Below are 23,877 nucleotides of genomic sequence, written 5' to 3'. Positions count from 1 at the left end.
AAACAAAAATTATTTACACTTTTTGCTTTGTATTTTTGTATCCCCTAAAAACTCAATAGAAAACTTTATGAAAAAAGTACTCAAGTGGTCACTGATTGGTGTTGGTTCACTTATCGCATTGGTGGTGGTGGCAGCCATTGTTATTCCAGTAATTTTTAAAGATGACATCAAGGCAGCCATAGATAAGCAATTGGCAGGTTCCGTGAATGCCGATGTTGTGTTTGATATAGACAACCTTAACATTACCCTGTTCAAAAACTTTCCTAACCTCACGGTAGAGATGGCAGACCTGGGCGTAATGAACCGCGAGCCTTTTGCCGGTGAAATACTTTTTGCAACAGAGAGCTTCGGTGTGGAGGTTAACCTGGCTGATATTCTCTTTGGGGATCAGTTAAAGGTGAAAGGTATTTCGGTAGTGAGACCCACCGTTAATATTAAGGTGTTAAAAGATGGTCGCGCGAATTATGATATCGCCATTCCATCTACCGACACAGTAGTTGTGGAAGAATCTGGCGAAAGCGCTTTCTCTTTTGGTATTGATCATTGGGAAATAGTAGATGCCACCGTTTCATATGACGATCAGACGATGCCCTATTTGCTTAAAATAAAAGGACTGAATCATAATGGCAGCGGAGATTTTAACCAGGACACCTTTGACCTAAAAACCTATACAAGTGCTGATACCATTACCACTGCCTACGATGGTGTGGAATACCTGAGCAACAAACGTGCAGTCATTGATGCCGTAGTGCAGATCAGCGAAGATTTCAGCAAGTATACCTTTAAAGAAAACAGCATCAAGCTTAACGACTTTGCTATGAGTTTTGATGGCTGGTTTAAAATGAATGAAAAGGATTTTGGCATGGATCTTACATTCAAGAGTCCAGAGAATACATTTAAAAGCTTGCTCTCCCTGGTGCCGGGTATTTACACGGCCGACTTTAAGGGCATAGAAACAAAAGGAGAATTATCTTTTTCAGGATTGGTGAAGGGAACTTTCAGTGATACACAGATGCCGGCATTTAATGTGGCATTATTGGTAAGCGATGCTATGTTTAAATATCCTGACCTTCCTACCGCAGTAAATAATATCAACCTTGATTTATTGGTAGACAACAAAGATGGTGTGATTGAAAACACGGTGGTGAATGTGAAGAAGTTTCACATGGACTTTGGTTCGAATCCTTTTGATGCCAGTCTGTTGATAGAAAACCTGCGCGACTATCGGATGAAAGCTGATTTGTCTGCCAAGCTTAACCTGGCCGAGCTAACCACCATGTTCCCCATCGAAGGTCTGGAAATGAAAGGTATCTATGCGGCTAACATTAAAGCACAAGGTGTATACGATAGTATCAATAAAATTATACCCACTGTAGATGCAATCATGTCCTTAGATAATGGTTATGTAAAATCAAGCGAGTTTCCCTTGCCTATTGAAGATTTACATTTTGCATCAAGCATTAAAAATACTTCAGGTAAAATGGCCGAGACCTTTATTGCAGTTAAGGACCTGGCTTTAGTATTGGATGGGGAAAAATTTGCAGCCGACATGACTTTACAGAACCTGGACAACTATACTTGGGATGTTAAAGCCAAAGGAGGAATTGATCTGGAGAAAATCACAAAAATATTTCCGCTCGAGGGCATGACCCTCGCAGGAAAAGTGCAGGCCGACTTGCATACACAAGGTAAGATGAGCGACCTGGAGGCAGAGAAATATGATAAACTGCCAACCAGCGGAACAGCCTCATTAAAGAACTTTTCTTACGCAGCAGCTGATCTACCTTATGCTGTAACCATTTCACAAGCTGGTATGGTTTTCGATCCTAAAAAAATTGAACTGACCAACACGGTAGGTACCATAGGTAAAAGTGATTTCACAGTGAGTGGAGCCATTGCCAATTACCTGGGCTATCTCTTTGGCGAGAATGAAACCATTAAGGGTAACGTTACCTTCGCATCCAATCTGTTAGATCTGAATGAATTCATGACAGAGACAGAAGAAACTGCTACCGAAGAAGACACAGCCTCATTTGGTGTTATTCCTATTCCTGAAAATATAGACTTTCTGCTTCGCTCTAACATTAAAACAGTGAAGATGATGGACTACACTATGACAGAAGCAAAAGGTGACATTACATTGAAAAACGGAATCGCGAATTTGCAAGGCATTATATTTAAGATGTTAGGCGGTTCTTTTGGCGTTGATGGCAGTTATAACGCTAAAGACATCAATCATCCGCAATATGATATGGCACTTAAAATTGAAAAGCTTTCTATAAAAGAGGCATCCAATGCATTCTCCATTGTAAAAACCTATGCGCCTATTGCAGGTTTGGTTAATGGTGACTTCTCTACCGATTTTAAAATTAATGGAGAGCTTACACAGGAAATGATGCCAAATATGGGAACTGTAAGTGGTGCAGGTTTAATTAAAGTAGCACAGGCAACACTGCAAGGATCAAAGCTTGTATCAGGTGTTACCTCGCTTACTAAGCTGGACAATACAGACCAAGTAACCATGAAAGACGTATTAATGTCAGCAACCATTAAAGATGGTAAGCTCAGTGTAAAACCATTTGATGTAAACTTTGGTAATTATAAAACAACTGTAGCGGGTAGCACCGGATTGGATGGTGTTATTGACTACACGCTAAAGATGAACGTACCAGCTAATAAAGTGAGTTCACAATTGGCGGGCTTGACCAATAAATATGCGAGTACTTCAACGGATCCTAACCAACCAGTTCCTGTTACTATTGGTGTGGGTGGTAATTACAACGATCCTAAAACACGCCTGATCATGGACGAACAAAAGGAACAAGCCAAGGAAGCTGCAACAGCAGCTGTAAAAGAGGAGGCTACTAAAAAAGCGACAGAGTTAGCGAAAGGAACAGAAGCTGAAAAAATTGTTGGCTCCTTGCTGGGTGGAGATAAAAAAGCGACTGACAGTACGCAAACAACAACTCCAAAAGAAGAGGCCACTAAAAAAGTGCAGGAAGAGGCCACAAAGAAAATTCAGAACCTGCTGAAGAAAAAGAAAAACTAAGCAAGACATATTATTTAAATAACAGAACCCTGATGGTAAAACGTCAGGGTTTTTTATTGATGGAGTTTCCATTGGACTTATTATATTTACTTACAGCAGAAATATTGTGCAGCAGTGTAAAAGTAAATACCAACAGAGATTTAAATCAAAACCAATATGAACGCTAAATTCACTAAACTATTAATCATGCTAAGTATTATACTTGGCGCGTGTAGTTCAGATGTGCAGCAAACCAATAACGAGCTGCTGACTTTATCACCATGGACAGCGGAAAGAAAACCCTTGTTAAATGGAAGCATGCCAAAACTTACCGAAAACCACATTTTCCATAGAGACGGAACATATACACAGGAATTTGGCGATGGAACAGGGCAAGTGGTAATGAAGTCCACGGGTAAGTGGAGAGCTGGACAGAGAATAATGAAATCTATTTCCAGGTAAATTCATTTAGCGTAAAGGACACAGACCATAACTTAAAAAAGCCGCAGGGTTATTATTTACGAATACTGGAAGTTTCTGCAGGTACACTTAAAACATTAGAGCGATTTGAGGGTGATGCATGGGATTCAGGTTTTGCTAAAGAGAAATTCTATAGTCGTAGTTAATTTGAAACTTGTTATTAATCTTATTAGACATCCGATGCTGTGCGATAATTTTTACAAAAAAATGTGACTTTCGGGGCTGTAAGTTATTATAACTGCAAAGCCAACCTATTCATAACCATGAAAAGAATACTCGTTGTTCTCCTTTTGCTCCTGCCGCTAGTTACACAGGCACAAAAAATAGCAGCAACATTTAAAGATGCAGTTGAAAATAAGGGCTTATCTATTGAAAAATTAGACGAAACCTATCAAAGTGCACTCCATGATGATTCTACCAAGGCTGCCTTTAAAGGTCAGGAAAAAGAGTTTTATGATGCTTACATTTCTTTGTTGAAGGACCTGAGCACACACCTCAAGAAAAACAATTTTACATGGGGTAAGAAGACAAGATGTTTTAACAGGATTTATATAAACAAAGAGGGTGGAATCGATTATTTTCTTTTCAGTTTCAAACCAGAAGAAGTATCAAACGAAAAACAAGCAGAATTCAGGCAACACCTGGAGAGTTTCATTCAGACCTATAAATTTCCCCTGAGCAATAAAGTTAATTTTGCCCAATGTAGTCCGGTAACTTACTTAGATCAATAAGGTAGCAATCTTCATAAACCACTTCAGCAGCCCACATGCCAATACCATCGCTTAGCCCTAAACGATTGCAGTTTTTCGGGAATAACACTACATTCCATGTAGTAATCCAATCCTGACCATGACTAACCGCAGATCATTTTTGCAAAAATCATTCACAGCCGCTAGTGCTTTTTCATTGGCCCCGCTTGCAGCAAAAGCCATCGCTGAAGATGTAGTAGATGCCTTACAATCTCTTAATAGACTTAGCCCGCTACAGGCTGCCAGCGATGAGGATTTGTGGGCGCGCATGGCACAAGCTTATACTGTTTCTCCTAATATATTAAACCTGAACAATGGTGGTGTAAGTCCACAACCGAAAGTAGTGCAAGATGCTGTAGACCGTTATTACCGCTACAGCAACGAAGCCCCCACTTATTACATGTGGCAGATTTTAGATAAGGGACGAGAGCCTGTACGCAGAAAGCTTGCAGACCTGGCAGGCGTTTCTTCGAAAACAATTGCCATTAATCGTAATACTACAGAAGCCCTGGCAACAGTAACCTGGGGGCTCACCCTGCAAAAAGGTGATGAGATCATCATGACGAAGCAGGACTATCCGAATATGATTCAAGCCTGGAAGCAGAAAGAAATGCGCGATGGTATTAAAACAGTCTGGCTGAATTTTTCCTTACCCACAGAGAATGAAGAAGAAATTGTGAAAGGATTTATCAATGCCACCACATCGCGCACAAAGATCTGGCACATTACACACATGATTAACTGGACAGGTCAGATTATGCCGGTGAAGCGTTTATGTGAAGAAGCCAGGAAAAGAAACATTATTTCTATTGTAGATGGCGCACATACTTTTGCGCACATGGATTATAAGATCAGCGATTTTAATCCAGATTATTTTGGCACCAGTTTGCACAAGTGGTTGTGTGCACCTTTCGGAACAGGCATGCTCTACGTAAAAGAAGAAAATATTGCAGGTTTGTGGCCCTTATTTCCTAATGATAAACCACAACTGAACGACATCAAAAAATTTGAATCCTTAGGCACACGATCTTTTGCGCCAGAACAAGCTATAGGTCAGGCCATCGATTTTCATCATGCCATTGGCAGCAAACGCAAAGAAGAAAGACTTCGCTACTTAAAAGATTACTGGTGTAAGAAGTTAATGCAACATCCGAGAGTGAAATTAACCATCTCACTTAATCCAGCCTACTCCTGTGCCTTGGGCAGTTTTGCCATAGAAGGAATAGAGCCAGAGGTAATTTCCAGTAAGCTGATGAGCGAGCATCAGATACATACCGTTTCTATAAAATGGGAGAACATCAGTTGTGTTCGGGTAACACCACACGTGTACACCACTACACGCGATCTGGATAGGTTTGTAGAGGCAGTTTTAAAAATGTGTTGAGCCGATCAGAATTTGAAATTTGAAATTTTGGATTCTAGCCAATGCTCCATTACTTCCAGTCTTCAAACTCATCCTTTCAGCACAAGATCTTTCAAGCACTCAATCCACAGCGGATGGCTGTTCAGGCTCTCTACCAACTGCACCTTCTCACCACCATGCTCTTCAAAAATCTCCTGGTACTCTTCTCCAATCTCTATTGTAGTTTCCAAGCAATCAGCGGTAAAAGCCGGTGAGAAAACTAAAATTTTCTTCATGCCTTTTTTAGCACACTCTTCCACTACCTTATCAGAGAAGGGCTCTAGCCATTTTTTATCAAGGCGTGATTGGAAGCACACAGTGTACTTCTCTTTAGGAATATTTAATTTCTCTGCCAACAGCCTTGTCGTTGCATAACAGGTTGCCTTGTAGCAGTATTTATTATCCTCATCAACTTCATGTTCGCAGTTGTGATTTGCACACAAGTCGCTATCGTACACTTTGTCTACCTGGCGCTCAGGCAAACCATGATAAGAGAATAGTATATGGTCGTATTCAGCAAGGTTATGTTGCTTACCGCGCTCTTCAAAACCCTTAATGTAGAGTGGGTGGTCGTAATATTGGCTGATAATTTTTAACTCAGGGATGACCCACCAGGTTCTGATCACACGCATGACTTCATCCAGAGCAGAACCTGTTGACGCTGAAGCGTACTGCGGAAACATCGGAACAATAATCAGGCGATCGTAATTTTTCTTGCGCATCTCTTCTAACACAGAAGGGATCGAAGGATTTTTATATCGCATGGCCAGGTACACATCATGTGTGCCCTCTAATTCCTTTTGAAGAAGATTTTTTACATTAATACTGTGATAGAGCAGTGGTGAGCCATTTTCTGTCCAAAGCTTTTTATAAACTTTTGCAGATTTAGGTGCACGAAATGGCACGATAATACCATTAACAAGGATTTTCCGTAGCAGCCAGGGTATATCAATAACACGAGGGTCGTTAAGAAATTGCGAGAGGTAAGAACGCACATCCGAAACAGAAGGACTGTCGGGTGTGCCCAGATTAATAAGTAATACGCCAATTTTAGAACTCATGATAAACAAATGCTTTTAAACCTAAACCCAAAAGTAACAGAAGAGTTTGGGGTACAGATACTTTTAAAACCAATTAGGAAAACTCCAGACCATCCAGCCATAAACCGCAAAACGAATGATGCGTGTGATGCAGATGAGCAGAAATGTTTTAAATGGATATTTTATTGATCCTGCCAACATACAAGTTGCCGAATAGGGAATAGGTGTAACGGCTCCAACGATTACTAAAAATCCCCCATAGCGCTTCAGTTTTGATTCGTAAGGTTTTAAGTATTTATCATATATTTTTTTGAAGGTCCCAGTTTTCGAGAAATAATACCCGATAAAATAACCGACTACACCAGCAGCATAAGAAATCAAAGTAAGGATGCTTAAGTTAAAAACATATTCAGATAAAATCCCTTTGGTTTGCCAGATTAACATGAAAATCTCAGGAGGGAGAATACCAAAAATGATTTCGGAAACAGTAAACACGCTTAAGAGTAATGCCATGTTATCGCCAATCTTATTAATTTGAGCTTCATAGATTTCCAACTCACTCTGCACAAGTATGTAAGCAGTAATGATAACAGCAAACCAAATGAGGCCTCTTAAAAGGTTTTTGAATAAAAACCCTGATGGTGTTTCTTCTTGTTCTTCGGTTGACATACTTATACGTTCATAATTGGGTAACGCTTAAAAACCTTTTGCGCATCAAATAATTTGCGGTAGGTAGCGTGTCGTTTAACAACATTGGGTGTAACCTGTTCAGCTACACGAATCATTTTGGAATTGAAATCGCCAATCCAATTCATTTCATACTCTTCATAGCGCAGGTATTCTTCCTGCATTACTTTTTTAAATGCCATAATCATGCCCCCGTCCACACCTTTGCCCTGATGTTCAGGTACAACGCCAAAGAGAATACCAAATGCCTTCTTGTTGGTTTTGCGCCACCGGTGGTAAACAAATTTGAGCTTGCCTAACAAATCAAGCTTGCCATTAACATGTTTGAATATCTGATTTACTTCCGGCAAAGAGAGGAAGAAAGCAACGGGTTCGTCTTTATAAAATGCAAACCATAAGAGCTTTTCATCCATGATGGGTTTCATTTGCTTGACGATATGCTTTGCTTGCGCTTCCGTTAATTCTGGTATTTCGCCACGCTTGGCCCATGCTTTATTATACACATACCGTATTTTATCGGCTAATGTGTTATCAGATTTAGAGATGTAGCGAAAACTATAGTCAGGGTCCTTAGCAGCTACTTCTGCCTTTACTTGTAAGCGACTGTCCAGATCGCCCATCATAGGCCTGCCAAAGGTAAGTTGATAGAAATACACCTGAAATCCGTACGCTTCAAAAAAATCTTTGTAGTAGGGAAAATTATAATTGCATTGATAATTGGGTTCGCGATCAAAGCCTTCCACCAATAAACCCCACCACTTATCGCGGTTACCAAAATTGATGGGACCGTCCATGGCCTCCATCCCTTTCGCCTGTAACCAGTTTTTACAGGTATCGAACAGCAAAAAAGCAATCTCCTGATTATTGATACAATCGAAAAACCCCAAACCGCCAGTAGGCTGCTCGTTCCCTTTATTAGTGGTTTTATCATTAATAAACGCGGCCACTCTTCCCACCACAGTACCCTGTGGGTCTTCAGCTATCCAGCGAATACATTGGCCGTGCTGAAAAGTCTTGTTTTTCTTTTTGTCGAAAACGGCCTCAATATCGTTATCCAGGGGTTGGATCCAGCCCGGATGGTTTTTATATAGACTGACAGGGAAATCAAGAAAGGCTCTGATATGTGCCTGCGTTGTAACCTCAATAATTCTCATGCGGGCGCAAATTGCTCAATTTTTAAGTCACGAAAAACGCCTCTTTTGAAAATAAGCTAAGCCAAATCAGGACCTATCGCTTATCAACTGGGGTATTTTGGCAACAATGCTGTTTATTTTATTGGGCAAAATGATATGAAAACGGGTGCCAATGCCAGATTTACTTTGAACAGATATTTTACCGCCTAATTTGTCTACAGCGTTTTTAACAATATATAGGCCTATACCAGAGCCGTCAGATTGCTCAGAGGCACGATAGAACATTTCAAAAACGCGGGACAGATTTTCCTCGCTAATACCTATCCCGTTATCGGTAAAACTGATGTCAGCACGTAAATTGTCGATGCGGATTTTTATGCTGATTTCTGACTGAATCCGTAAATCCAGGTTTCGGTATTTAATGGCATTTGAAATCAGGTTACGCAAAATTTCAGATACACGCCAAGGATCACTAAAAAAGTCAATACCATCAATATTGATATTGCGCTTAATATCACTTGCGCCACTCAGATAACTGAGGTCGCTGAAAGTATGGGCTATTACTTCTTCCAGATTCACTCTGGCAACGGACACATCCAGCTTAAGATTTTTTGAATGGCTCAACACATCGCTGATGAAATGATCCAAACGATCAACTTTTTCACCAATCAAATTAATGTAGTCCATAGGGTCGTCTGTATTACCGGGCAACTTGGCCAGGTTAACCAGACCCAGTATAGAAGAGAGCGGTGCACGCAGATCGTGCGATACTTTATATACGAAATTGTCGAGCTCGGTATTTCTGGTTTTAAGTTCTTCTTCTACACTCTTGCGCTCAGTAATATCAACATACACGCCATAAATGCCGATAGTCATATTCTCCATCATTACCGGCACCCCATACAAAATAACGTTGATGATGCGACCGTTTTTATGTTTGCGAATTGTTTCAAGGCTTACCACCTTGTGTGAGGTAATGAGGTTATTAAGGTCAATGCCTTCATTCTTCAGGTCTTCCGGAACAATAAAGTCGTTCAGGTTTTTACCAAGCAGCACCTCACGTTCATAGCCAAACATTTCGGCAAAGCCTTTGTTAACTTCCTGCACCCTGCCATTTTCGTCCAGCATAACCACAGCCATAGGTGCACTTTCAAAGAGTTTGGTGAAGAGCATCTCATTCTTCTTCATTTGACGCTCTGTCTCTTTGCGCTCTGTAATATCTCTGAAAACTACCTGAACGGCAGGTTCATCGCGGTACATAAAAGGAAAGGCAGTGGCTTCTACGATAATTTCTTTTCCATCCACGCGCACAAACTTTTGCTCAAGCATAGGTACAGGTGCACCACTCATGGCTTGTTGAATGCGCTTGGCTACTTCCTCACGGTAAGCAGGATGTACAAATTGTGTTACGTCAGCGCCAATCAATTCTTTAGAACGTGTTGCCCCCAATGCCTGATAGGCAGTAGTGTTAGCATAAATTAATTTGCCATGCTTATGTATAACAATACCAATGGGTAATTTTTCAACCAGCGACTGATAGCGTATTTCGCTTTCTCTGAGTGTTTCCTTTCGTTTGGTAATGTCCTCGATAATACCCCTCCGGATAATTTTGCCATTTTCAACCAAATCATGATTAGATCGCATCTCCAGCCAGCGCATATTGCTGTTTATAGTAGCGCGTCCCTGCCAATACCACTCACTCTTAGCTTCATGGCTTTCCTGTGCTGTTTCCTTAAGCTTAGGCAGATCGTCAGCATGAATGATGGCATCCAGCAAGGTATGATCCTGCATCAAAGCAGTTGACGATATACCCAAAATCCGCTCACTGGCTTCACTGACAAAAGTGAAGTGACGTTTCCCGGAAGGCTCAATGGTGTATTCGTATAGTACGGCTGGCAAAAACCTGATCAGGTCTTGCATGGATATGCGGTTAAGGTTGGGGACTCGGTTTTAATGCTAAATTTTGTATTACTACAAGCTTGCAAGATACAGTTATCCAGCGATTAAACAACTTTGCCACCAATTGACAGAATGTTATTTGGACTATTCTATTACATCAATAATTTTATTGCGTTTATGCTATTATGATCTTCCCCCTGGCAAAACTTTTGACTTAAAAGGGCCTTTTAACCCCTCGCTCAATTTTTGTATCATTGCAGGCTTAAATTCGAACTAGTTTTTGTTAATGCGTACCAAAGCTCTTACACGCCTGCTCTTCACCCTTGCTGTGTTTACATGGCTGGCTTTGGTATTTACGGATTTAAGCATACTCTTTAGCACCACTAACGGACTTAAACCCGAGGTGGCCACCTGGATTCCGCGCCTGATTCTTAACATTTACATCATCATCCTTTTCTACTATTACAAGTTTAAAATTGAAAGGGATGAGTCGCTCAATTTCATAGATCTCTTATGGCGTGTTTTTGCCACCGGGCTCATATCTACTGTAATTTCCCTATTACTCCGCCTGGTTGAAACCCTCTTAGGCGGTACAAAACTCACAAGTCATTTTTTATACCTTGAGTTTACCTACCTGATCAACCTGGGTTTAATGGTAAGTGTACTGCTGTGCGCTTTCATGGCCTGGAAGCGTCTTATCTTGTATCAAAAATCCAAGTGGCTTATTCGCCTCTGGACTTTCTTTGAGGCGGGTATGGTCTTGTCCCTGCTCTATAACAGCCTTAGCGATCCGTTTGTACAACAGTATTATGAATACGTACTCGGCCTCTTTGTATTCGTGGGCCTGGTGCTTTCGGGTAATATGAAATGGGTGGCCTATCTTAACTTCCGCCAGAAGTGGACAGGTCTGCTACTCTTACTTCTGACGATTTTTTATCTCTTTTACATTTTCCTTACATCAGGCTCCCTTGTTCCTGAGGATCCGACCGAAGGTCAGCGGGTAATCAACCACTCGGTGCATATCTTCATTTTATCACTGATGATTTTTGTGTCGATGTACAGCATCTTCTCCTTTCTGGTGATTTTGTTCAACCTCCCGACCACATCAGTTTTTGAACAGAAGCTGGAGGAGGTGGTGAACTTTCAGCGCATCAGTCAGTCGATACAAACCGAACAAAATGAAGAGAGCGTTTACAACATCTTGTTGGAAACATCTGTAAGTACGGTGTTTGCAGATGCCGCCTGGCTCGAGGTAAATGGAAGTAAAGAATCGCACAGGCTCTACACCTACGAAATATCAGAGAAAGAAGCGAGAGACATTATCGATCATCTGGCCAAGCAACAAGTGCGTGGCTTGCTGGATCAAAACCAGGATAAAACCAGGAACTTGTCGAAACACCTTGGTTCATTGCGTGGCGCACGCTTCCGCTCAATTTTGGCCTACCCGATTTATGTAAAGGGTGAAAATATCGGAACGCTCGCTTTACTGAAGGAACTGCCAGAAGGTTTCAATAAGGAAATGAATAAAATCGTTTCCACTTTTGCCAACCAGGCCGGCATTTCTATTGAAAACTTCCGCTTGATGGAGGAGGCACTTCAAAACGAACGCTATAAAGAAGAGCTGAAAATTGCAAAAACAGTTCAAAAGAGTTTACTGCCCCAACAACTGGAATTCGATGATCATTTTGATCTGGTGGCCTTCTCCGAATCTGCTGACGAAGTGGGTGGCGATTATTATGACTCCCTGCGCATCAATGAACATCAGACGGCATTAATTATTGCAGACGTTTCCGGAAAAGGTACTACTGCGGCCTTTCACATGTCGCAGATGAAAGGAATATTCCACAGCCTGGCACAAGGCTGTACTGATCCGGAAGAGTTTATGTTCAGGGCCAATCAGGCACTTATCCGATGTCTGGAACGCGGTTCTTTTATCAGCGCCATTTTCTTTGTGATTGACACACAAACAAAAAAAGTAAAATATGCCCGCGCAGGACATTGCCCGGTTTTGTATTACAATAGTTTAACCGATAAAGCCGACTATTTTAAAGACAAGGGTGTGGCCTTAGGCATGGTGCGCAATAAAAGCTATAAAGAATTTATTCAGCAGAATGAATTTACCTACGCCCCTAACGATGTAATGGTGCTTTATACCGATGGTATTACAGAAGCAAAGAGTGTGAAAGGTGAACAATTTGGTGACGACAGACTTACCCAGGTATTGTGTGAAGTAAAAACACTTTCACCGGAGCAGATTCAAGAGCATTTAATCAATCGTTTGTATGAGTTTTCAGGAACCGATAATATCGATGATGACTATACAACCATGATTGTAAAATTTAAAGAGAAAACATAATTAGAAAAAAACCGTTTAACCATGATACATATTAAGCGATTACAAGAAGACGGGGCCGATGTAATGGCGTTGGTGGGAGAAATTGATGCGAGCTCGTCTATAGACCTTGATTTGGCTATTGCCAAAAGTGTCGGGGAGGGTTTCACTAAATTATTAATTGATTGCGCTGCACTGGAATACATCTCCTCTGCCGGACTTGGTGTCTTTATGTCGTATATCGAAGAGTTTAGAGAAAAGAGTATTCAAATGGTATTATTTGGCATGAACGAAAAGGTGGCAAATACGTTTCAAATATTAGGCTTGAATGAGTTGCTGAAAATTGCATCAGACAAGACAGAAGCAAAGAAAATGTTAGCATGATTTACAAGCAAAAAGTTGGCTGCAAGCTGGAGAATCTAAAAACCCTCCGCGACTTTATCAGAGAGTCGTTAGGTCGCCATGGCGTGCACGAGTTGCACATTAGCGAGATCGTGTTGGCACTTGATGAGATGTGTTCGAATTTAATGATTCATGCACATCATTGTAATCCATTAGATCTCTTTGAACTTCACATTACCGTTGAAAATGGTAAACCAATAGTTTTTGAAATTATTGATGACGGAACAGTTTTCGACATCAATAAATTTGACGAGCCTGCATTAGGCAACCTTGTGCACGACAAGCGCAAAGGAGGCCTGGGCATTCGCCTTGTAAAATCCATTATGGATAAAATTGAATACATCCAGCGTGATGGTGCTACCGTTTGCCGCCTGGAAAAACAGGTGCGCAAAGCTGTTGCTTAAATAAACCCCGAGATTTCAGATGCCTGCTTTTCAACTTATGTTTGTCGATTAATTTTTTCGTACGTATGCGACTTGTTTTAGGCCTCTTCAGTTTCCTGTTACTAATCAATTTTTCTCTTCTTGCGCAGCCGAAAGAAAAACCAGTAACCATTTTTACAGTTAACAGAAAAGCTGTTAGTGCAGAAGAATTCATCTACCTGTATCAGAAAAATCATAAAGGCCGGGAAGGCGAGTTTAGCAAAGAGAAAATTGAAGAATACCTTGACCTCTACATCAAGTTTAAATTAAAAGTAGAAGAGGCGCGCCAGCGCGGTATGGACACAACCGCAAAATTCACAAAAGAATACCTCGGCTATAAAGAAGCATTGCGCAAACCTTATTTACCCGACAATAACCTCATTGATAGCCTTACGCTGCTTACCTATAATCGTATGCTGGAGGAAGTGAAGGCCGCACACATTTTAATAAAGGTTAATGCAGATGCAAGCCCTGAAGACACAGCAAAGGCATACAACAAAATACTGGGCATCAGAAAGAGAATAGAAGCTGGAGAAGACTTTGGCACACTGGCCATGAGTTTGTCAGAAGACCCATCAGCGAAAAGCAATGAAGGAAATCTGGGTTACTTCACGGCCCTGCAAATGGTTTATCCTTTTGAAGCAGCAGCGTATTCAACCACTGTGGGTGCTGTCAGTAATCCTGTGCGCACCCGTTTTGGTTACCACTTGGTAAAAGTGGCCGATAGGCGTAAAGCCTTGGGTGAGGTGGAGGTGGCTCACTTACTCATTCGCGTGGGTAAAGATCGTGACAATGAAAAAGCCAGGTTACAGATTTTTGATATTTATGACAGACTTCAAGGTGGTATGGCCTGGGCTGATCTGTGCAGACAGTACTCTGAAGATCAAAGCTCGAAAGATAATGGTGGAAAACTCAGGCCTTTTGGCGTTGGTGCCATGGCATCAGTTCCTGAGTTTGAAAGTAATGCTTTCGCCCTGGTAAATCCCGGAGATTACTCAGCACCATTTGCTACCCAATATGGCTGGCACATTGTAAAGCTTGAAAGAAAAATTCCCGTGCCATCTTATAAAGATTTAGAGAGCAGTCTGAAAAGCAGGGTAAGTCGCGATGAGCGTATGCAGGTAGCAAAAGAATCAATTGCCTCGCATTTAAGAAAAAAATATGCATTTCAGGAAAATGCAGAAATAAAGAAAAAAGTAATGCAGCTGGCTGACAGTACCCTGCAAAAGGGAGCGTGGAGAGCCCAGGAGAAAAACCTGAATGCGCAGCCTCTATTTACCCTTGAGAACAAGCCCGTCTCGGTTGAAAAATTCTTTACCTACGTTACAGCTAACCAAAAGCCGAATAAATTAAACCCCTCCCTTTATTTTAATCAGTTGTATGAAAACTTTGTAAACAGCAGTATTGAGTTGGTGGTTGAAGAGACGTTAATGAACACCAATCCAGATTACCGTTTTCTAAGTAATGAATACTATGAAGGCATTTTACTTTTTGACATCATGGAGAAAGAGGTTTGGAATAAGGCCTCAACGGATACGATTGGTCAGCGTGCTTATTTTGAGAATAATCAGGTTAAGTATAAGGCTGGCGAAAGGGCGCAAGCCACTATTTACAGTGCCGCCAAAAAGGAATCATTGGACGCTTTGGAAGCCTTGTTAAAAGCAGACACGCTCATAGATAATGCTTACTTGAAAAGGAATGCTATCCGCGTGGATCAGGGAAAACTTGAGAAGAGCGAAAGAGCAGTGTTAGCCAAAGTAAATTGGGCAGTGGGCCTTGAAAGAATTGAGTTGGATGGAATTTATTATCTTGTAAAAATTGAGCGCATACTGCCGGCAGGTGATAGAACGTTTGAAGAGGCAAGAGGATTGCTGGTAGCAGATTATCAGGCTTATCTGGAAAGCGAATGGCTTAAGGTATTGCGTAAAAAGTATGCTGTAAAAATAAATGCAAAAGGAAAGAAATATGTGTTGGGCAAACTCACCAAAGAAGGCTGAGTCTGCTCGCATCAGCAGGAAACAAAATCTCAAAAGCTATGGATCCTATAGCCTAGTAGCTTTATGCCTGCTGCTTTCTTCATGCGATCTAATTAAGAGAAAAAGCGAATCAGAAACAGACAACATCCGGCCTTCCGTGGCGCGGGTGGGAGAAACCTATCTTTATCTGGACGAATTAACCGGTATTGTGCCATCAGGTACACCCAAGGAAGATAGCATTACAAGGATGGAAGCCTACGTAAACAGCTGGGTGCGCAAGCAGTTGCTGATCAGACAGGCAGGCAGACAAATAGACATCAATAAGGCTGAAGTAGAGCGAAAATTGCTGGATTACCGTTACAGCCTTATAGCCTATGAATTTCAGACCTATTACATCAAGCAGAACCTGGATACCGTAGTGGCACAGTCTGAAATTGAGCAATACTACAATGAACACCTCGACAACTTTGTGCTTAAACAAAATATCGTCAGGGCAACATTCCTGAAAGTACCGCAAAGCGCGCCACGAACCAAGAAAATCAAGGATCTCATCTTTTCTACCAAGGATAAAGATGTTGAAGAACTTAAATCATATTGTCTTAGTTTTGCTGCCGCTTATCATTTATCTGATTCCAGTTGGATGGAGTTTGACGAACTGGTGAAGGGAACCCCCCTGGTGGGTATTCCTGACAAAGTGCAGTTTTTGAAACGTACACCCTATTATGAGACAAATGACGAGGCTTACTTATACTTTTTGAAGGTTGATGAATACCGAATCTCAGATAACGTTTCACCACTTCAATTTGTAAGAGATGACATTGTAAACGTTATTTTGAACAGGCGTAAGGTAGAACTGGCAAAAAAACTGGAGGAAGAGGTATACAGTAAAGCACAAGAGAACAATGAGTTTGAACTTTTTAAAAAATAACATGAAGCAGTTAAAATGCCTGGCACTGGTTTTTTTGTTGGCTGGTTCTGCCTATGGTCAGGGCGAGAACAAGGGCTTTGTGGTTGATGAAATCATAGCCAAGGTTGACAATAATATTGTGCTTAAGTCTGAATTAGAACGTGCTTATCAGGATTACATTACTAATGGTGGCACGCCTTCGCAAGAAGCCCGCTGTCAATACCTGGCTATTTTGGTTCGCAATAAATTAATGGTTGCAAAAGCAGAAATAGACTCAGTTATCGTAGAGGAATCTCAGGTAGACAATAACCTGCAACGCAGATTTGATCTTATACTGGGGCAATACAACGGCTCAGCGCAGCAACTGGAAGCTGCCTATGGTAAATCCATTGATCAGATCAAGGCAGATATCTATGATCTGGTAAAAGAACAGTTGGTAGTACAAAGAATGCAGGAAGAAATAACCAAGGATGTTACAGTAACACCAGCGGAAGTTAAACGCTTCTTTAATAAAATCCCCAAAGACTCTATCCCCTTTCTTTCAGCCGAAGTTGAAGTAGGACAGATTGTACGCATAGCGAAGGTAAGCGATGAGCAGAAAGAAGAAACAAAACGCAAACTTATCGACTTGCGTGAAAGAATTTTGAAAGGAGAGGATTTTGCAACCTTGGCCAGACAATACTCTGCCGATCCAAGCGTAGTGGCGAATGGAGGTGATATGGGTTTTGTAGGCAGGGGTATGATGGTGCCAGAGTTTGAAGCCATGAGCTTTAAATTGAAACCTGGAGAAATTTCCATGCCTGTAGAAACTGATTTTGGTTTTCACATTATTCAGTTAGTAGAACGCAGGGGTAATGAATATAACTCACGCCACATATTAATGTCACCATCACCCTCTGAAAAAGATCTGAAAGACGCGAGCAATTTTCTCGACAGCGTTCGTACCCTCATTTTAAACGACAGCATTAAATTTAATAAAGCAGCCAAAGACTTCTCTGATGACGACCAAACCAAGAGCACAGGAGGATTTTTTGCTGATCAGGATGGTGGAACTTTTGTATCGGTGGATGAACTTGATCCGGTGATCTTTTTTAGCCTGGATACCATGAAAGTAGGCGGCATTTCAAAGCCTGTAGCATATAGAACAGACACGCAAAAGGACGCTGTGAGGATCTTCTATTATAAATCAAGAATCCCGCCACATGAAGCTTCCTTAAAAGACGACTGGAACAAAATTGAAAGCTTTACCCTGAACGATAAGAAGAACAGACTTTTATACAAATGGTTTGAGAAAGCCCGTCAGGATGTGTTCATTAGCATAGATCCTACGTACGATTATTGCGGACTTTTGGAATAAACAATGATGAAACCATTTGCTAACGATGTTGAAGCTGCCGATGCACTGGCGGCTTCGTTTAAGAAAATGCAGGCAGAGATTGGTAAGGTAATTATCGGTCAGCATGAGGTTGTGCGCTTAGTACTTACAGGTATTTTCTGTCACGGGCATTCCCTCTTGGTGGGTGTTCCCGGCCTGGCTAAAACATTATTGGTGCAAACCATTTCATCGGCCCTCGACCTGGACTTTAAACGTATACAGTTTACCCCTGATCTGATGCCATCAGACATCGTGGGTGCTGAAACCCTGGATAAGGAACGCAACCTGAAATTTGTTAAAGGCCCCATCTTCTCCAATATTATTTTGGCGGATGAGATCAACAGAACGCCACCTAAAACCCAAGCCGCGTTACTTGAGTCTATGCAAGAGTATACGGTAACCATTGGTGGGATTAAGTATGAATTACCCCAGCCATTTTTCGTACTGGCTACACAAAACCCTATTGAACAGGAAGGTACTTACCCCCTACCAGAGGCACAGCTCGACCGCTTTATGTTTAACATCTTGTTAAACTATCCGAGCATGGCAGAAGAAATTGCTGTAGTAAAAGCAACCACCAGCGATAATGTAACAAAAGCTACGAAGGTTGTTAGTGCTGAAGAAATTGTTGCCTTTCAACATTTAGTAAGAAGGGTACCCGTTGCTGATAATGTGGTAGAATATGCCGTAGCGCTTGCCAGCAAAACTAGGCCTCAAACCAGCGGAGCTTCCCCATTAGCCAATGATTACTTAGAGTGGGGCGCAGGCCCGAGAGCCTCGCAATACCTGATTTTGGGTGCCAAATGCAATGCACTCTTCAATGGCAAGTATTCTCCGGATATTGAAGATGTACAGGCCATCGCCCAACCCGTGCTTCGCCACCGCATTGTGCGCAACTTTAAGGCAGAGGCAGAAGGCATCAGCGTAGACGAGATCGTAACCCGATTGATGCGTTAATTTTGAGCTATCGCCAAAATTGACAATTGACAATTGAAAATTGTTCATTGTTAAATTTATCTTTGCGCCTTATGGCGAATCAAGAAGACAACCTTTTAAAGAATGTTATATCCCATGCCAAAGAGTATGGATTCATTTTTCCTTCCAGTGAGATTTATGATGGCCTTAGCGCTGTTTACGATTACGGACAAAATGGTGCCGAATTAAAGAACAACATCAAGGAATACTGGTGGAAATTTATGACACTTCTGCACGATAACATCGTGGGTATCGATTCAGCCATTTTTATGCACCCCACCATTTGGAAAGCCTCTGGTCACGTAGATGCTTTTAACGATCCGATGGTTGATAATAAAGATTCCAAGAAGCGCTACCGTGCCGATGTGCTGGTGGAGGATGCCGTTGCTAAACTTCAGGATAAAATTGAAAAAGAAGTTGAGAAAGCTGCCAAGCGTTTTGAAAATTTTGATCGCGCTATGTTTATCTCAACCAATGCGCGTGTAGTTGAATACCAAAAGAAAATTGATGAGGCCAATGAGCGCCTGAAGACTGCCATGAACAACGGTGACATGGTGGCGATGAAACAGCTTATTGAAGACTTAGAAGTTACATGCCCGGTTTCCGGTACACGTAACTGGACAGAGGTTCGTCAGTTCAATCTGATGTTCTCAACTGAGATGGGTTCAGTAGCCGAAGACGCTAATAAGATTTATTTAAGGCCAGAAACTGCACAAGGTATATTTGTCAACTTCCTGAATGTGCAGAAAACCGGCAGGATGAAAATCCCTTTCGGTATAGCGCAGATAGGTAAAGCTTTCAGAAATGAGATTGTAGCCCGTCAGTTCATTTTCCGTATGCGCGAATTTGAGCAAATGGAGATGCAGTTTTTTGTAAAGCCAGGCGAGGAAATGACATGGTACGAATACTGGAAAGAGAAAAGAATGAAATGGCATAAAACGCTTGGTTTAGGCGATGCTAATTATCGCTTTCACGACCACCTGAACCTGGCTCATTATGCCAATGCAGCCTGCGATATACAATTCAATTTCCCCATGGGCTTTAAAGAATTGGAAGGAATTCATTCGCGCACAGACTTTGATTTAAAGAGCCACGAAAAGTTTTCGGGTAAAAAATTACAATACTTCGATACAGAGGATAATCAGAACTATATTCCTTATGTGGTAGAAACTTCAGTTGGTTTAGACCGCATGTTTTTGTCCGTACTTGCCTCCGCTTATCAGGAAGAAAAACTGGAAGATGGCAGCGACAGGGTAGTATTGCGTATACCGGCATCCTTGGCACCTAATAAAGTAGCTATTCTTCCACTGACTAAAAAAGATGGTCTTCCTGAAAAAGCGATGGAGATTATGAATGAATTGAAGTTCGATCTTCGTTGTTTCTATGAAGAGAAAGATGCCATTGGTAAGCGTTACCGCAGACAAGATGCTATCGGTACACCTTACTGCATTACCATCGATCATCAAACTTTACAGGACAATACAGTAACCATTCGCGACAGAGATACTATGCAGCAAGAACGCATTGCAGTTGATGTTTTGCGCACCAAACTCATGGATGCCTGCTCTATTAATAACTTGTTGAGAAAAATTTAAACCGAATGCTGACCATTTTCATTTTCGGAACGATCATCCTACTGGTGTTTAGTTTCCGAAATAAGATGGCTGAAGGTTTTGGCCAGGTGGAGATTCAAACTGCAGCATTGCGTAGCAGAATAGTGCCTGTACCCGCTTCATATACTGAAACACTCAACAAGTACTTTAGCTATTACCAGAAACTTTCTGAGAAAGACAAAAGGGAGTTTGAGCAGCGGATGATGCACTTTTTGATGTCCAAAAAATTTATTCCACGAAACTTCGCGGCAGTAACCGATGAAATGAAGGCAACGATAGCTGCCACAGCCGTTCAGCTTACGTTTGGCTTACCCTCCATTTACTTTCTACATTTTCAAAAAATACTAATCTATCCGGACGATTACTATTCTAATATCACCAAACGCTATCACAGAGGTGAAGTGAATCCGGCCTTTGGTATTATTGTATTGTCGTGGAGAAGTTTTGTAGATGGCTTTATTACACCAGACAATGCCATTAACCTTGGCTTGCATGAGATGGCACATGCACTGCGCTTAGAAAACATGATCAGGAATGAAGAGTTCGGCTTTTTAGATGAAGAGGCACTTGAGCATTTTAATCAATGTGCGTATGAACTCTGCAACGATCCCGTGAAAAGTTTTCAATTCTTCAGAGCCTATGCCTGCACCAATGAACATGAATTTTTTTCGGTAGCGGTCGAAAACTTCTTCGAACGACCCCTTGATTTCAGAAACAATCTTCCTGAATTATATCAAACAATGGTAACCCTGTTAAAACAAGATCCAATTAAACTACTAAACCATGAATAGTGTACTCAACAAAAATGTGTTCTTTGTTAAAGAGCATGTAAAAGTATTTAAGGCATCCAACAGTTTCGACATCTTTGATCCGGAAACACAACAGATAGTAATGCAGGCGCGCGAGGAACGTTTGGGATTTTTTACCAAACTATTTCGCTTCACAGACTATAAGCGCATGACACCCTTTGAAATCGATATCAACACACCAACAGGTCAGCGTATTTTAACGGTGAAACGTGGTGTAGCTTTATTTGTGTCAACGGTAGAGGTACTGGACGAGCACAACCAACTGATTGGAAAATTTAAACAAAAGTTTTTCTCTATTGGTGGCAAATTTGAAGTATTGGATGCGAATGAGCGTTCCCTCTGCTGGTTAAAAGGCAAGTGGACGAGCTGGGACTTTAAGTTTTTAAGCAACGATGGTAAGGAATTTGCAACGGTGACTAAGAAATGGAGTGGCTTTGGTAAAGAGTTTTTTACCTCTGCCGATAACTATGTTTTGCAGATCAGCCATGAAGTGCCGGAAAATCATCCGCTACGTCAATTAATTTTGGCTGCAGTAATGTGTATTGATTTGGTGTTGAAAGAGTAGAAGTATAAATTTTGATTTAAGAATAAAAGACCTCCCTGACCGGAGGTTTTTTATTTTTTAACCACTCGTGTAAGTCACTGTAACAGTCTTAAGGAAAGCTTTATATTCGTTATACTAAATCAATATTTATGAATAAGATCGTTTTGCTTCTTATGCTGTTAAGCTTTGTTGCTACAGGGCAACAAACCCAAAAGCCTGTTTTGCATGGAAAGAACTGGATGGCCATTACCGGTAAACCACTGGCAGCTACTGCAGGTGCTATGATTTTTCAAAAAGGAGGAAATGCCGTTGATGCATCATGCGCCATGCTGGCAGCTACTTGCACCATGTGGGATGTACTCAGTTGGGGAGGAGAAACGCAAGCGATTATTTACAATCCTAAAACAAAAAAGATAATCGGCATTAATGCATTGGGTGTTGCACCTACGGGAGCTACCCCTGAATTTTTTAAAGACAAGGGTATGAATTACCCTCCACAATATGGACCACTGGCTGCTGTTACACCAGGAACCCCCGGTGGACTCATGTACATCCTGGCTGAATATGGCACCATGAGTTTAAAGGAAGTGCTTACACCTGCCATGCAATTAGCAGATGGTTATCCGATTGAAGCGCAAACGGCTAATGCCATGGAGCGTGATAAAGTACGCATCAAAGAATGGCCTTATTCAAAAGCAGTTTTTCTGCCGCATACCGGAGAGAAACGTGAGGCACCGGTAGCAGGAGAAATTTTCAGACAAAGTGATTTATTAGCAACACTGCAAAAATTAGTAGATGCTGAACAACAAGCCTTGAAAAAAGGTAAGAATAGAAAGGAAGCTATATATGCAGCATACGATCGATTCTATAAAGGCGACATCGCTAAAGAATTTGTGCGCGGCAGTAAAGAGCAGGGAGGTTTAATTACAGAACAAGACCTGGCATCCTGGAAGGTAATAGAAGAAGAACCACTTCACGTAAACTATAAAGGCATTGAAGTGTACAAACTTTCACAATGGACCCAAGGCCCTATGTTACTTCAGTCCTTAAACATTCTTGAAAATTTTGATCTTAAAGCAATGGGCTTCAACTCTGCGCGGTACATTCATACATTATATCAAACCATGAACCTGACCTTTGCTGACAGAGATTTCTATTATGGTGATCCCTATAAATCACCTGAAGAACCTATTAAAGGTTTGTTGTCGAAAGAATATGCAAAAGAAAGAGCGAAGACAATTAATCTGGAGAGTAATGACGCCAAAGCAGCACCTGGCGATCCTTATCCTTTCGAAGGAAAAATAAATCCTTATCAGGATTATTTAAAGCAATGGAATCAGGCGGCTGTAGAAAAACCGGTACTCAGTCCGTTGGATGAAGAATGGTTGAAGAATCAATTTTTAGGCACAACATCCATTGAAGCAACTGATAAGGAAGGTTGGATAGTATCGATGGTACCAAGCGGTGGGTGGTTGCCCGCCACCATTGCAGGTAAAACGGGTATTGGTATGAGTCAGCGCATGCAAAGTTTTGTAACGGATGCTAAATTAAATCCTTTCAATGTGGTGGAGCCCGGTAAGCGTCCTCGCGTTACACTTACGCCTACGTTGGCAATGAAGGACGAAAAACCTTTCTTAGCCTTTGGTGTACAGGGTGGAGATACACAGGATCAAAACCTGTTGCAGTTCTTTTTGAATGTAGTGGAGTTTGATATGAATGTGCAGGAGGCCTGTGAGGCACCCAACATCAACACTGATCAGCTGTATTTATCCTTAGGCGCAGAAGACCGCAAACCAAAACCTGGATCAATACTTCTGCATGACAGCACACCACCTTATGTAAGAAGTGAGTTACAAAAAATGGGATACCGTATGCGCTTTGATGACAGAACCTCCGGACCTATTAACGCCATCTTTTTCGATTGGCTGCATGGCAGTTTCTGGGGTGGCTCGAGTAACCATGGGGAAGACTATGGTATAGGATGGTAGATCTTTGAGTTACCAGCTTCTAGCCACTAGCTACTCAGCTTTCTTGGTATTAAGATTGATATTTTCCGCTCCTTGTCTCTTGAAGGGGACAAGGAGCATTAATAATGTTTCTTTTA

General features: G+C 41.5%; 20 protein-coding genes. 16 read left to right on the top strand and 4 right to left on the bottom strand.

Going from position 1 to position 23,877, the window contains the following annotated elements:
* The first annotated feature begins 67 nt into the window (after window positions 1-67).
* The 5 genes from ACO1XM_RS10795 to ACO1XM_RS10775 all read left to right on the top strand — a co-directional run bounded on the left by ACO1XM_RS10795 (window position 68) and on the right by ACO1XM_RS10775 (window position 5,641).
* Complete coding sequence (locus tag ACO1XM_RS10795; protein WP_486228741.1) at window positions 68-3,049, top strand: AsmA family protein; 2,982 nt, start codon at window positions 68-70, stop codon at window positions 3,047-3,049.
* A gap of 156 nt (window positions 3,050-3,205) precedes the next feature.
* Entirely contained in the window at window positions 3,206-3,490 is a 285-nt protein-coding gene (locus ACO1XM_RS10790; RefSeq protein WP_486228739.1) for a hypothetical protein, read from the top strand.
* A complete protein-coding gene (locus tag ACO1XM_RS10785; protein ID WP_486228737.1) occupies window positions 3,448-3,654 on the top strand; it encodes a hypothetical protein in 207 nt (68 codons plus the stop codon). Before ACO1XM_RS10790 ends, ACO1XM_RS10785 begins: the two co-directional genes overlap by 43 nt.
* A gap of 117 nt (window positions 3,655-3,771) precedes the next feature.
* A complete protein-coding gene (locus ACO1XM_RS10780; protein ID WP_486228736.1) occupies window positions 3,772-4,239 on the top strand; it encodes a hypothetical protein in 468 nt (155 codons plus the stop codon).
* A gap of 118 nt (window positions 4,240-4,357) precedes the next feature.
* Complete coding sequence (locus tag ACO1XM_RS10775; RefSeq protein ID WP_486228734.1) at window positions 4,358-5,641, top strand: aminotransferase class V-fold PLP-dependent enzyme; 1,284 nt, start codon at window positions 4,358-4,360, stop codon at window positions 5,639-5,641.
* 68 nt (window positions 5,642-5,709) lie between these two features.
* Here ACO1XM_RS10775 and hemH read toward each other — a convergent pair whose 3' ends face one another.
* The 4 genes from hemH to ACO1XM_RS10755 all read right to left on the bottom strand — a co-directional run bounded on the left by hemH (window position 5,710) and on the right by ACO1XM_RS10755 (window position 10,439).
* Window positions 5,710-6,720, bottom strand: a complete 1,011-nt coding sequence (hemH, locus tag ACO1XM_RS10770; protein WP_486228732.1) for a ferrochelatase — start codon at window positions 6,718-6,720, stop codon at window positions 5,710-5,712.
* A gap of 63 nt (window positions 6,721-6,783) precedes the next feature.
* Window positions 6,784-7,368 carry a YqaA family protein gene (locus ACO1XM_RS10765; RefSeq protein ID WP_486228730.1) on the bottom strand — a complete coding sequence of 195 codons (585 nt, stop codon included), beginning with the start codon at window positions 7,366-7,368 and terminating at the stop codon, window positions 6,784-6,786.
* Window positions 7,369-7,370: 2 nt separating this feature from the next.
* Window positions 7,371-8,540, bottom strand: a complete 1,170-nt coding sequence (locus ACO1XM_RS10760; protein WP_486228728.1) for a hypothetical protein — start codon at window positions 8,538-8,540, stop codon at window positions 7,371-7,373.
* A 66-nt stretch (window positions 8,541-8,606) separates the two neighbouring features.
* Window positions 8,607-10,439, bottom strand: a complete 1,833-nt coding sequence (locus ACO1XM_RS10755; protein WP_486228726.1) for a PAS domain S-box protein — start codon at window positions 10,437-10,439, stop codon at window positions 8,607-8,609.
* 265 nt (window positions 10,440-10,704) lie between these two features.
* Here ACO1XM_RS10755 and ACO1XM_RS10750 point away from each other — a divergent pair, with 265 nt between their 5' ends.
* The 11 genes from ACO1XM_RS10750 to ACO1XM_RS10700 all read left to right on the top strand — a co-directional run bounded on the left by ACO1XM_RS10750 (window position 10,705) and on the right by ACO1XM_RS10700 (window position 23,761).
* Complete coding sequence (locus ACO1XM_RS10750; protein WP_486228723.1) at window positions 10,705-12,774, top strand: GAF domain-containing SpoIIE family protein phosphatase; 2,070 nt, start codon at window positions 10,705-10,707, stop codon at window positions 12,772-12,774.
* A 21-nt stretch (window positions 12,775-12,795) separates the two neighbouring features.
* Window positions 12,796-13,134, top strand: coding sequence for an STAS domain-containing protein (locus tag ACO1XM_RS10745; protein ID WP_486228721.1), 339 nt, complete (start codon window positions 12,796-12,798; stop codon window positions 13,132-13,134).
* Window positions 13,131-13,556 (top strand): ATP-binding protein, encoded by a 426-nt coding sequence (locus tag ACO1XM_RS10740; RefSeq protein ID WP_486228719.1) that lies wholly within the window; start codon window positions 13,131-13,133, stop codon window positions 13,554-13,556. Before ACO1XM_RS10745 ends, ACO1XM_RS10740 begins: the two co-directional genes overlap by 4 nt.
* A 65-nt stretch (window positions 13,557-13,621) precedes the next feature.
* On the top strand, window positions 13,622-15,571 hold the full coding sequence (locus tag ACO1XM_RS10735; RefSeq protein WP_486228717.1) for a peptidylprolyl isomerase: 1,950 nt from the start codon (window positions 13,622-13,624) through the stop codon (window positions 15,569-15,571).
* A complete protein-coding gene (locus ACO1XM_RS10730; RefSeq protein ID WP_486228715.1) occupies window positions 15,522-16,478 on the top strand; it encodes a peptidyl-prolyl cis-trans isomerase in 957 nt (318 codons plus the stop codon). Before ACO1XM_RS10735 ends, ACO1XM_RS10730 begins: the two co-directional genes overlap by 50 nt.
* 1 nt (window position 16,479) lies before the next feature.
* Window positions 16,480-17,814, top strand: a complete 1,335-nt coding sequence (locus ACO1XM_RS10725; RefSeq protein ID WP_486228713.1) for a peptidylprolyl isomerase — start codon at window positions 16,480-16,482, stop codon at window positions 17,812-17,814.
* A 3-nt stretch (window positions 17,815-17,817) separates the two neighbouring features.
* Entirely contained in the window at window positions 17,818-18,789 is a 972-nt protein-coding gene (locus ACO1XM_RS10720) for an AAA family ATPase (RefSeq protein ID WP_486228711.1), read from the top strand.
* A 71-nt stretch (window positions 18,790-18,860) separates the two neighbouring features.
* Entirely contained in the window at window positions 18,861-20,402 is a 1,542-nt protein-coding gene (locus ACO1XM_RS10715) for a glycine--tRNA ligase (protein WP_486228709.1), read from the top strand.
* Between the two features lie 5 nt (window positions 20,403-20,407).
* The gene (locus ACO1XM_RS10710) at window positions 20,408-21,211 is read left to right on the top strand and encodes a zinc-dependent peptidase (protein WP_486228707.1); all 804 of its coding nucleotides are present in this window, start codon (window positions 20,408-20,410) and stop codon (window positions 21,209-21,211) included.
* Window positions 21,204-21,794 (top strand): LURP-one-related family protein, encoded by a 591-nt coding sequence (locus tag ACO1XM_RS10705; RefSeq protein WP_486228705.1) that lies wholly within the window; start codon window positions 21,204-21,206, stop codon window positions 21,792-21,794. Before ACO1XM_RS10710 ends, ACO1XM_RS10705 begins: the two co-directional genes overlap by 8 nt.
* Window positions 21,795-21,922: 128 nt before the next feature.
* Window positions 21,923-23,761, top strand: a complete 1,839-nt coding sequence (locus ACO1XM_RS10700) for a gamma-glutamyltransferase family protein (RefSeq protein ID WP_486228703.1) — start codon at window positions 21,923-21,925, stop codon at window positions 23,759-23,761.
* The last annotated feature ends 116 nt before the right edge of the window (window positions 23,762-23,877 follow it).

Source organism: Chryseotalea sp., assembly GCF_057350905.1.
Note: the sequence above shows the minus strand (reverse complement) of the source record. Positions and strands in the feature narration are given on the sequence as shown.

Excerpts from the sequence above, each read along its gene's own strand:
- ACO1XM_RS10765 (WP_486228730.1), bottom strand. The coding sequence starts at position 7,368 with ATGTCAACCGAAGAACAAGAAGAAACACCATCAGGGTTTTTATTCAAA.
- ACO1XM_RS10760 (WP_486228728.1), bottom strand. The coding sequence starts at position 8,540 with ATGAGAATTATTGAGGTTACAACGCAGGCACATATCAGAGCCTTTCTT.
- ACO1XM_RS10705 (WP_486228705.1), top strand. The coding sequence starts at position 21,204 with ATGAATAGTGTACTCAACAAAAATGTGTTCTTTGTTAAAGAGCATGTA.
- ACO1XM_RS10790 (WP_486228739.1), top strand. The coding sequence starts at position 3,206 with ATGAACGCTAAATTCACTAAACTATTAATCATGCTAAGTATTATACTT.
- ACO1XM_RS10740 (WP_486228719.1), top strand. The coding sequence starts at position 13,131 with ATGATTTACAAGCAAAAAGTTGGCTGCAAGCTGGAGAATCTAAAAACC.
- ACO1XM_RS10745 (WP_486228721.1), top strand. The coding sequence starts at position 12,796 with ATGATACATATTAAGCGATTACAAGAAGACGGGGCCGATGTAATGGCG.
- ACO1XM_RS10755 (WP_486228726.1), bottom strand. The coding sequence starts at position 10,439 with ATGCAAGACCTGATCAGGTTTTTGCCAGCCGTACTATACGAATACACC.
- ACO1XM_RS10795 (WP_486228741.1), top strand. The coding sequence starts at position 68 with ATGAAAAAAGTACTCAAGTGGTCACTGATTGGTGTTGGTTCACTTATC.
- ACO1XM_RS10750 (WP_486228723.1), top strand. The coding sequence starts at position 10,705 with ATGCGTACCAAAGCTCTTACACGCCTGCTCTTCACCCTTGCTGTGTTT.
- ACO1XM_RS10700 (WP_486228703.1), top strand. The coding sequence starts at position 21,923 with ATGAATAAGATCGTTTTGCTTCTTATGCTGTTAAGCTTTGTTGCTACA.
- ACO1XM_RS10780 (WP_486228736.1), top strand. The coding sequence starts at position 3,772 with ATGAAAAGAATACTCGTTGTTCTCCTTTTGCTCCTGCCGCTAGTTACA.
- ACO1XM_RS10720 (WP_486228711.1), top strand. The coding sequence starts at position 17,818 with ATGATGAAACCATTTGCTAACGATGTTGAAGCTGCCGATGCACTGGCG.
- ACO1XM_RS10725 (WP_486228713.1), top strand. The coding sequence starts at position 16,480 with ATGAAGCAGTTAAAATGCCTGGCACTGGTTTTTTTGTTGGCTGGTTCT.
- ACO1XM_RS10710 (WP_486228707.1), top strand. The coding sequence starts at position 20,408 with ATGCTGACCATTTTCATTTTCGGAACGATCATCCTACTGGTGTTTAGT.
- hemH (WP_486228732.1), bottom strand. The coding sequence starts at position 6,720 with ATGAGTTCTAAAATTGGCGTATTACTTATTAATCTGGGCACACCCGAC.
- ACO1XM_RS10775 (WP_486228734.1), top strand. The coding sequence starts at position 4,358 with ATGACTAACCGCAGATCATTTTTGCAAAAATCATTCACAGCCGCTAGT.
- ACO1XM_RS10735 (WP_486228717.1), top strand. The coding sequence starts at position 13,622 with ATGCGACTTGTTTTAGGCCTCTTCAGTTTCCTGTTACTAATCAATTTT.
- ACO1XM_RS10715 (WP_486228709.1), top strand. The coding sequence starts at position 18,861 with ATGGCGAATCAAGAAGACAACCTTTTAAAGAATGTTATATCCCATGCC.
- ACO1XM_RS10730 (WP_486228715.1), top strand. The coding sequence starts at position 15,522 with ATGCAAAAGGAAAGAAATATGTGTTGGGCAAACTCACCAAAGAAGGCT.